This is a genomic window from Candidatus Aquicultor sp. (assembly GCF_054640775.1).
In genome coordinates, this window is record NZ_JBTSLF010000108.1 from 1 (window position 1) to 9,312 (window position 9,312).

Here is a 9,312-nt window from a genome sequence, read left to right on the forward strand (position 1 = left end):
GTAATCATGCAGAAAGACAGAAAAAACGAGAAGACGCATAAACCTCGCAAGGCTGTTGCGTTGGGGTATGAGCCGGCTCATGATGGCGCCCCAAAAGTCCTGGCTAAGGGATCGGGATATGTGGCCGAGCGCATCGAGCAGTTGGCGAAAGAGAGTGGTGTCGATCTCTACGAGGATGCCGCTCTTGTCGAGGCGTTAAGCGCCGTCGATATAGGAAGAGAAATCCCCGAGGAGCTTTACAGCGTAGTGGCCGAGGTGCTCGCGTTTATCTATGCCCTTGATGGGCGTCTCTCAAAGGCGGGCCTTTGATCCGAGGTTCATGGCCCTTCTTCTAATCTCATCGAGCCTGAGCAGACCGTCCTGCGCCCCAACCTGGCTGACTACCGAAGCCGAGTTTATCGCCGCGATAAACAGAGAGGTTCTGAGGTCATGCCCCTTAATGTGGGCGGCGATGAAGGTCGAACCGAAAGCATCACCCGCGCCGGTCGCATCGACGATTTCCGTCTTAATCGGTTCCTGATAATAGTACTCATCACCATCGGTAACGCAGGCTCCCTCACCGCCGCAGGTCACCACCACGATCTTCGGCCCTGTTTTTATAAGCTCGATTGCAAGCCGGTGGTTGTCTTCAATAACGATATCCGGGTCTTTTGAGCGCAGGATGAGAGTCGCCTCGGTTCGGTTTACTATCAAAACATCGAGAAGTTTGAGGAGCGGCGCCAAGTACTCGTATCCGCACTCGATCTGGCCGATGCCGGGGTTGTTAGCCACCTTGATGGACTTACTATGCGCAAACTCTATCGCCTGGCGATGCAGGTCGGCTGCTTGGCGGCTTATCGGACCTATGTAAAACCAAGAGGTGTCATCGATTTTATCCCAATCGCGAACCCTGAGGTCGCGGTTGGCGCCCGAGTAAAAAAGGATCGTGCGGTCACCGGCACCAACCGGAATGATAATGACGCCGGTACCCGTTTGTTTACCCTCGTCAACCCAGATAAAATCGGTATTCGCACCTTCCTGAAGCATCTCAAGGATGATTTGCTCGCCCATCTCATCGTTGCCGATGTTCATGTACGGTGCAACGCTCAAGCCGAGGCGGGCGAAGGCTGTTGCCGCGTTGCAGGCGCCCCCACCGTCACGGATGTAAGCGTCTTCAATCGATACTTTTGCCCCTAGGGTAAATGAGATCATTTTCCCCTCAATGCTTGAAGGATCGGGGAGCACCTTTGCCCGATCCGTGACGAAAAATATATCCCTGCTTGCGCTTCCTAATGTTATGACATCAAACATAGTAATACATATTCCCGAAGATGTAGTGATAAAACGAGCCTCACGATCGTTTTATCTTAACCGTTTAGTTAGGAAAGGCTACACCTTTTCATGGGGGCATGTCAATACGCTACCTGGTTCGTCCCGGTAAGTCACCGCAAATCTGCTTAAACTCGTGCGCCGTAGTGACGGGCGGCAGACACATCCGTCCTATGCACGGGTACACGACCGGGTTGCGCTCCGGCGGAAAACCGCTCTTTTCTATGGTTTCGTAATCGTTGACAGGGTCGAGGAGTCTCGTTTCCTTACCCGGGATATAGGTGCCTCGAACCTCCCTTAAAAGGGTTCGCGCGGGCAAATCATCCTTGTTTGCGATGACCGTGATAACGACAGGTTGCACGGTCACCTCATCGATCGCGAGCCCGTAGACCGCAAGAAGCGGCGTCGACGCCGATGTATCCATATCGAGGTTGGCAAGGATATCCTCGGCCATCTTCTCGTACCTATCGCTTTCGTCTATATAAGCGAGACGGTAGAGGCTTCGTGCGAGCAACGAATTTTCCAGAACCGGCGTATTTTTTATAAACAGCGCGCCGAGCTGGGGTTCGGTATCCGAGGCCCTATCGAAAAATGTGCCGTTTTCGGCGCGGAATCGCTTCTCGCAGATAGAAACGAGGGATTTTGCCATATCGAGATACGAGCGGTTTCCGGTCGCGCCGTAAACATCGATTAAAGCCCCGATCATTGAAACCTGGTCGGCAAGCCACCCGAAAAAATGCGCTTCGCCATCGTAGTAGTGCGCCATTCCTTGGTCGTGCAAGTAACACTTTGCGGTAAGAAAGTCGATAGTTTTGACGGCAAAGTCCAGGCGGTCCCTCATATCCAGCACGTTGAATGCTTCGATGTAAGCGGAGACCATAAAGGCGTTTGCGTCCGTGTAGATGACGGGGTCGACAAAGGGCATCGCAGCCTTCGTGCGCTCATTAGGGCTGAGCCGGTAAAACGTCTCATCGGCATCCTGGCTTCCAAAGAAGCCCCCATTTTCTTTATCCGCTAAAAACTCGTCTACATAATCAAGTGTCTTTTCGGCGATTTCGCGGTAATTAATGAAATCCGCCACCTGGTAAGCGTGGAGGTAGTTTAAGATGAGCCCCGCGTTATCGGAAAGCAGCTTTTCGTAATGGGGCTTACTCCAATCACGCTCGGTGGCATAGCGGAAGAACCCGCCCCATGCGGTGTCCATTATCTCACTTTCGGCCATATGGTCGAGCGTTGTCGTGGCCATCTCGAGGAGGTACGTGTCGTCTTCGAGAAACGCCCGGCGCAGTAAAAACTCGACAGCCCACGGTTGTGGAAATTTAGGGGCCTGGCCAAACCCACCGTAAACCGAGTCGAACGACGAGTTCATCGCCCTCAAGATTTCATCGGCCAGCTTGCGATCTATTCTACTGGGCCCGGGCGCCGGCTTTGATTGGACCACCTTGATCTGGTTCTGCTTCTCAAGGGACTCGTTTTCAAGCCTCTCGTAGTTATCGCGGTAGTAATCGCTCACAGTCTCCAAAACCCGCAGTAATTCGCCGGGGGGCATGTATGTGCCGCCCGTTAATATCTCTCCTCTATCGTTAAGGATTGCGGTCGTCGGCCATCCGCCCAAGAGATAACGATTTTGGATATCGGGGCGCTTGTCCGCGTCGACTCTGATCGGGATGTAGTTGTCGTTTATAAAGGTGATGACGGCTTCATCGGAGTACGAGGTCTCGTCCATGATATGGCACCAATGGCACCATACCGCCGATATGGCAAGAAGAATGGGCTTTTTATCTTCACGCGCCGTGTTAAAGGCATCGGGCGTCCATTCGTTCCAGTGGATCTCAGCGGCCCTATTTGGCTTCGGCGAAAAGCGAAATTTCGGGATCTCTTCTCCCGGTTGCGGCTGTGGAAAAAGCATATCGGCTCCTCCGGTCTCGGGTTTCTTTTCTTCTCTATTGTTATTAACCAAATTAGGCTGCAATTGAACGTTTTTCGAAGTCTTGACGACGACCGATGCATGTTGGAAGACCTTCGGCAATCGTCGGGTAGTTCGGTTTAAAGCCTAGTTCGTTCTTGGTTTTAGTCGTATTCGCAGCAAAGCTTGAGGTGCTGAATGTAAGGATATCGTTGTTGATGAGGGGCGCCGTATCGGTGAGGCGCGCCCAGAGGGTTGCGAAGCCGGCGAACGCCCGGTACAGGCTTACCGGTGCAAACCGGGGCTTTGGTGCGCCGAGGAGGTCGGCGAGCATAAAGACGAATTCTTTGTAACGGACCGGCATATCATCGGCGACATTATATATTTGTCCGATGGCCTTTTGGCTGTTCAATGCCAAGAGCATTGCCTGGACCACATCATCGATATGAACCGGGCTGAAGATATAGGCGCCATCGCCCGGTATCCGGTAGAGCCCCCGCTTTATGAAAGACTTCAGGGTCTTGACCAGGCGCATATCGGGTCCGTAGACGGTCCCCAGGCGGAGGATGGTGGGCGAGAGTTTTCCGTGCTCTGCCAGCACAAGCAGGTGCTGCTCGCAGAGCTTCTTGTAAAGCGCGTGAAAGCAGTTGGGCTGGGTGGTGGCATCCTCCGGGTTGATGGGATCCGACGGGGTGCTATGCGGCCCTAAAACCAGTGGAAAGCTCGGGAAGATGAACCTTTTAACGCCGTGAGCAATGCACTCGTTGGCCATGTTGATGGTTCCCTCGTAGTTGATTTTTCTCAGGTCTTCCTCGGGGTCTGCTACGAAGAGGGCGGCGGCAAGATGGAATACCGCGTCCATACCGGTGGCCGTTCCGCTAATCGATTTAGGAATAGTAATATCTGCAACGACAATCTCGATTGCCGGATTCTGAATGCTTCGCGCTTCTTTTGCGGATCTGACCAGCGCCCTTACGCTGTGTCCTTGCCGTATGAGTGAGGGAATCAACTGAGATGCGATGTCTCCCGCTGCTCCGGTTACGAGTAGTTTCATGGTATCCCCTGGTGACAATCATGGCTGGATGGACCGCTTCACCTTCTTGATACCCAAAAACGGAGCGATTTATTGTATCTGTGCTTCGAGGAACTGTGCGGGTTCCTGGGCGCGTCGTTCCCTTCCTTTTAACGCAAGCCAGAGGGCGGTCGCCCAAGACACAGCGACAAGGAGTAGATGCAAGAAAAGCTGCCGGGAGGTGATTGCCAGCGCATATCCGTGAACTGTGATGTGAGAGGTCGCAGCACCGTGTAGAAAGATAAAATATAAAACAGCGGGAAGCAGGTTGAGGAGTCCTTGCAGGGTCGTTATAAACGCCGAAAGGCTTCGGGCAAGGCCGCGGCCTTTTGCGTTTTTATCAAGCGCCAGAACGGTGAAAACGATAAGTAACGATGAACAGAAGAGGGCATACTTAGACCACAGCCATAACTCTTCGAGCCGCACGGTCCCGAAAAGGTACCATGGGGATCTTGGATAATAGAGTAAAGCCACGATAAGTCCGCATAGCGCGTTCACCAATATAATAAAAGGCACGTGTTACCAACTCCTCAAAAGCTGTTTTGTATTACTTTCGACCTAACCGGGGGATAGTTTAGCGGATTTAACCGCTTGCTCGCGTGGTTTCTACGGCCTAATCGGCTATAATAAACAAGGTATGGATACGACAAAAAAGAGAAGCGGCTTTGTCCCGCTGTTACTGAGTGGCATTGCGGTTGTCGGGAGCTGGTTGTTTATTAGACGCAAAGACAGCACAGCCGATTTGGCGCGGTTTCACGGGTGGCGGGGGGCAAAGGACTTCATCCACAGCTATGTATATTTAAGATGGACATCATCGTACCTGAAACCGGTCAAGTACGTGCTCGAGCATCCCCGTCTATTCCCGGTGCGGCTCTACAGGGGTGCCGGTGAAAAGTTGATGCATACCCACCACGCCAAGGTAATTACGAGCGAAACGGCAAAACGCCTGGTCGATATTAAGGAACCGGTTGTGGTTCGCAATCCCGAGCAGGTACTGCCGTTTGATCGGGCGAGGGATATTATCCTGGAAAACTCCGAGCATATTGCGGTCACTGATTGCCCTTGCAGGCAGATAGCCGAGAACCCGTGCTTGCCGATAGACGTATGCTTTGTCCTTGGTGAGCCGTTTGTCGATTTTGTCGTCGAGCACAAAAAAGAGAGCTCTCGCAGGGTGGGCGTCGACGAGGCCCTGGCTATCCTTGAGCGGGAGCACGAGCGGGGGCGCGTCCATACGGCCTGGTTTAAGGACGCGGCCGGTGACAGGCTCTATTCTCTCTGTAACTGTTGCTCGTGCTGCTGCATGGGAATGCGGGCCCTCTCACTTGGATTTGGAGTCGTTACGTCCTCGGGCTTTACGGCCAGAATCGACCACGATTCCTGCACGTTGTGTGAGAGCTGCGTTGACTCGTGCCAATTTAACGCTTTAAGCATGGCCGATGAGGTCAAGGTCGACGTGGATGCATGCAAAGGGTGTGGCGTCTGCGTGGGGGTATGCCCGGCGGAGGCTATCAGGCTTGAGGAAGACGCGAGCAAGCCGGGGCCGTTGATCTTACCTCACCGGGACTGAGGGGGCCGTTCGATGCACGAGCATAGCAAAAGCGGCCATGCCCATACTCATACCCACGGCGCCGTCGACCCCAGCATCCTTACGACGGAGCGGGGGATTTGGGTCATCAAATGGTCGTTTGCCGGGCTTTTTGTCACCGCTCTTCTGCAAACGTTCATCGTTATTATATCAGGCAGCGTCGCCCTTCTCTCGGACGTAATCCACAACTTTGGCGATGCGGTAACAGCCGTTCCGCTCGGGATCGCCTTTGCGCTTGCCCGCCTAAGGCCAAATAAGCGCTTTACTTACGGTTACGGACGCGTCGAAGATCTGGCTGGCGTCGCAATCGTTCTTATTATTCTTTTCAGCGCCATTGTTGCGGGGTACCAGTCCGTCCTCAGGCTTCTTCATCCGCAAGCGGTGCATTACCTGCCGGCGGTGGCCGCAGCCGCACTGATCGGGTTTATCGGGAACGAGGTTGTCGCCGTCTACCGGATTAAGGTCGGCAATGAGATCGGCAGTGCCGCCCTTATCGCCGACGGCTACCATGCCCGTGCAGATGGGATCACGAGTCTGGCCGTGCTTGTTGGCGCTTTAGGCGTTTGGCTCGGCTATCCGCTGGCCGACCCGATCATCGGCTTGGTCATTGCCGCCGCGATATTCAGGATCGTCTGGGATTCTAGTAAAACGGTTTTTACGCGCTTGTTGGATGGGGTCGACCCGGAAGTAATCGATGAGATCGGCCATGCGGTACACCACACGCAGGGTGTTCGCGCTATTACCGAGGTGCGCGTACGGTGGATAGGGCACAGGTTGAGCGCTGAGCTTAATATCGCGGTAGACCCGGGTCTCTCCGTTGAGGAGGGCCATGGGATAGCCAGAGAAGTACGTCATCAATTGATGCATCACCTGCGGTATCTTTCTAACGTTACCATCCACGTCGACCCGGCGACCGCATCGGGCGAGGATTATCACAGGATATCCGAGCATAAGCACGACGACTTGCCCATGCATTCTCACTAGAAACCGCTTTGCTCTGCGTTTTAGCGCCGCTTCGCTTATGGCGTTGCCCTCGCAAATCTGAGATAATCTGACAAAATGATAGAAGGGTCCTTATTCATAACCATGCCTGCTATTTACGTGCATATCCCATTTTGTAAGCAAAAATGCAAATATTGCGACTTCAACTCGTATGCGGGTCTTTCCGCCGTGCACGAGTCGTATGTCGACGCGCTGTTGGCTGAAATCGCTTCCCAGGCGGGTCGCTACGGCGCTTTTGGCACCGTTGAGAGCATTTATATAGGCGGCGGTACGCCGACGCTTCTCGAGCCCTCCTGCATAGCGTCGATTCTTAGTTTGTTAAAGGAGCGCTTTGCTATCACTTCGGATGCGGAGATCTCCATCGAGGCTAACCCGGAAACGGTTACCTATGAAAAGCTGGCGGCGCTGCGGGAAAGCGGCGTGAACAGGCTAAGCGTCGGATTTCAATCCCTTGATGACGACCTGCTGGCGCTCCTTGGCAGGAAGCATTCGGCGCAGCAGGCGGTAGACGTGTTGTACGCTGCCCGGCGCGCCGGTTTCGACAACATAAACATCGACCTTATATTCGGCGTTCCCGGGCAAACGCTCGCAAACTGGGCGCTTAACCTCGAGCAGGTCGCAACGCTCGAGCCCGAGCATCTCTCGTGCTACGGCCTTACGATAGAGCCCGGCACCGTGCTTGAGCACGAGATAGCTAAGGGCGTGTTGAAGGCACCGGAGGAAGATATGCAGGCGGATATGTTCGTGTATACCATGGAGTCGTTGAGCGAAGCGGGTTATAGCCACTATGAGATCTCAAACTATGCCAGACCTGGCAAAGAGTGCCGCCACAACCTTGTATACTGGGACAACGGTGATTACATCGGCTTTGGCGCCGGCGCGCATTCAAGGATGGGTAACAAGAGATTCGCAAATACGGCGCAACCCGCGGAGTATATAACGACAGTGGGTACCGACCTATTTAAGCCCGAGGAAATCGATCTCTCCATAGATGATGACATGAGCGAAACGCTTTTTCTGGGGCTTCGCAAAATGGAGGGCGTAAACCTGGAAGCATTTGCAGCCCGTTTTGGCAGATCTGTGCAGGATATCTACGGTGCCCAGATCGAGGGGTTGCTCGGCGACGGGCTTATTGAAAGCAAAAACGGGTCGCTGAGACTTTCGTCCCGGGGGATTATGCTCGGCAACGAAGTGTTCTCGAGGTTTGTTTGAACGTTGTTTGGACGTAGTCTGATGCTATGGAAAGAGTAGAACGCCGGGGAAATGTAGACGCGTGATAGCAGCTGAGGGATACGAGCTACCGCACCATTGACACTTCCTGCGGTTTTATATAATATAGTATGGTTGCAATATTGCTATTTTTAAAAGATAATTAGCTTTTACATACAGTGTTGGAGGAAAAATGAAAACGTATTCGGCCAAGCCAAAGGATATCAATCGAGAGTGGTTCGTTGTAGACGCCGCGGGAATACCGCTCGGCCGTCTCGCAACCCAGGTTGCGACCATTCTTAGAGGAAAACACAAACCCATGTATACCCCAAGCATGGATGTCGGCGATCACATTATCGTTATAAACGCCGAAAAAATCGTCCTGACCGGACGTAAAGCCCAGACGAAGATGTATTATCGCCATTCCGGTTATCCGGGTGGGTTAAAAGAAACAACGTTTGACAAATTGATCGTAAAACATCCGACAAGAGCTGTTGAGCTGGCGGTAAAGGGTATGCTTCCGCACAATAGCCTCGGCCGGCAGATGTTCAGGAAACTAAAAGTGTATGCAGGGACGGCTCATCCACATACCGCCCAGCAGCCAAAAGTATTAGATCTTAGGGCGAAGGGAGAGTAATCAGTGGCTAGTAAGGTTGTCTACTACGGAACAGGTCGTAGAAAAGATGCCGTGGCTCGTGTCCGCTTAATGCCGGGCAAGGGCGAGTTCAATGTCGGCGGCAAGAACCTCGAGACGTATTTTGGCCGTAAGGCCCTGCAGATTTTGATCCAGCAGCCCTTTGAAGTAACCGGTACGACCGGCAGGTTCGATGTAATCGCTACAATCGCAGGCGGCGGCGTAAGCGGTCAGGCGGGCGCATTGCGCCATGGTATCTCAAGGGCGTTGCTTGAGGCCGATGACGATTTTCGCGGCGAGCTTAAGAAGGCCGGTCTGTTGACCCGTGACCCGAGGATGAAAGAGCGTCGCAAGTACGGCTTGAAAAAAGCCCGCAAGCGTCCACAGTTCTCCAAGAGGTAATAATCACGCAACACCAGAGGTTAAAGAAGTACGCTTCTTTAACCTCTTTTTTTGGCGCGCCCAGCTAAGCTGGGCCGCACTTGCGGGTGAAAGTCCCGTTCCGGTAACCACCAAGGGGCCGGATAGCTAATCCCGGTGCGTCGCAGTAATGCGGGGTGCTAAGCGGGAGGATAAAGTACCTGTCTAGACAACAG

The 9,312-nt window shown here is 53.4% G+C and carries 10 protein-coding genes; 6 read left to right on the top strand and 4 right to left on the bottom strand.

Annotated elements, in window-relative coordinates:
• The coding region (locus ACYC56_RS09520; protein ID WP_461373943.1) for an EscU/YscU/HrcU family type III secretion system export apparatus switch protein at positions 1-309 on the top strand (309 nt) is incomplete at its 5' end.
• Here ACYC56_RS09520 and ACYC56_RS09525 read toward each other — a convergent pair.
• The 4 genes from ACYC56_RS09525 to ACYC56_RS09540 all read right to left on the bottom strand — a co-directional run bounded on the left by ACYC56_RS09525 (position 292) and on the right by ACYC56_RS09540 (position 4,802).
• Positions 292-1,290 (bottom strand): carbohydrate kinase family protein, encoded by a 999-nt coding sequence (locus ACYC56_RS09525; protein ID WP_461373944.1) that lies wholly within the window; start codon positions 1,288-1,290, stop codon positions 292-294. The genes ACYC56_RS09520 and ACYC56_RS09525 overlap by 18 nt on opposite strands.
• A 109-nt stretch (positions 1,291-1,399) precedes the next feature.
• The gene (locus ACYC56_RS09530; protein WP_461373945.1) at positions 1,400-3,217 is read right to left on the bottom strand and encodes a thioredoxin domain-containing protein; all 1,818 of its coding nucleotides are present in this window, start codon (positions 3,215-3,217) and stop codon (positions 1,400-1,402) included.
• A 52-nt stretch (positions 3,218-3,269) separates the two neighbouring features.
• Positions 3,270-4,268, bottom strand: a complete 999-nt coding sequence (locus ACYC56_RS09535; protein ID WP_461373946.1) for an NAD-dependent epimerase/dehydratase family protein — start codon at positions 4,266-4,268, stop codon at positions 3,270-3,272.
• A gap of 69 nt (positions 4,269-4,337) precedes the next feature.
• Positions 4,338-4,802 (bottom strand): hypothetical protein, encoded by a 465-nt coding sequence (locus ACYC56_RS09540; protein WP_461373947.1) that lies wholly within the window; start codon positions 4,800-4,802, stop codon positions 4,338-4,340.
• A 121-nt stretch (positions 4,803-4,923) separates the two neighbouring features.
• Here ACYC56_RS09540 and ACYC56_RS09545 point away from each other — a divergent pair, with 121 nt between their 5' ends.
• The 5 genes from ACYC56_RS09545 (at position 4,924) to rpsI (ending at position 9,118) form a co-directional block, all read left to right on the top strand.
• Positions 4,924-5,853, top strand: coding sequence for an ATP-binding protein (locus tag ACYC56_RS09545; protein ID WP_461373948.1), 930 nt, complete (start codon positions 4,924-4,926; stop codon positions 5,851-5,853).
• 12 nt (positions 5,854-5,865) lie between these two features.
• Positions 5,866-6,855 (top strand): cation diffusion facilitator family transporter, encoded by a 990-nt coding sequence (locus ACYC56_RS09550; RefSeq protein ID WP_461373949.1) that lies wholly within the window; start codon positions 5,866-5,868, stop codon positions 6,853-6,855.
• 117 nt (positions 6,856-6,972) lie between these two features.
• Positions 6,973-8,085, top strand: a complete 1,113-nt coding sequence (gene hemW, locus ACYC56_RS09555) for a radical SAM family heme chaperone HemW (RefSeq protein ID WP_461373950.1) — start codon at positions 6,973-6,975, stop codon at positions 8,083-8,085.
• A 190-nt stretch (positions 8,086-8,275) separates the two neighbouring features.
• The gene (gene rplM / locus ACYC56_RS09560; RefSeq protein ID WP_461373951.1) at positions 8,276-8,719 is read left to right on the top strand and encodes a 50S ribosomal protein L13; all 444 of its coding nucleotides are present in this window, start codon (positions 8,276-8,278) and stop codon (positions 8,717-8,719) included.
• Positions 8,720-8,722: 3 nt separating this feature from the next.
• The gene (gene rpsI / locus ACYC56_RS09565) at positions 8,723-9,118 is read left to right on the top strand and encodes a 30S ribosomal protein S9 (protein ID WP_461373952.1); all 396 of its coding nucleotides are present in this window, start codon (positions 8,723-8,725) and stop codon (positions 9,116-9,118) included.
• Positions 9,119-9,312 lie beyond the last annotated feature (194 nt).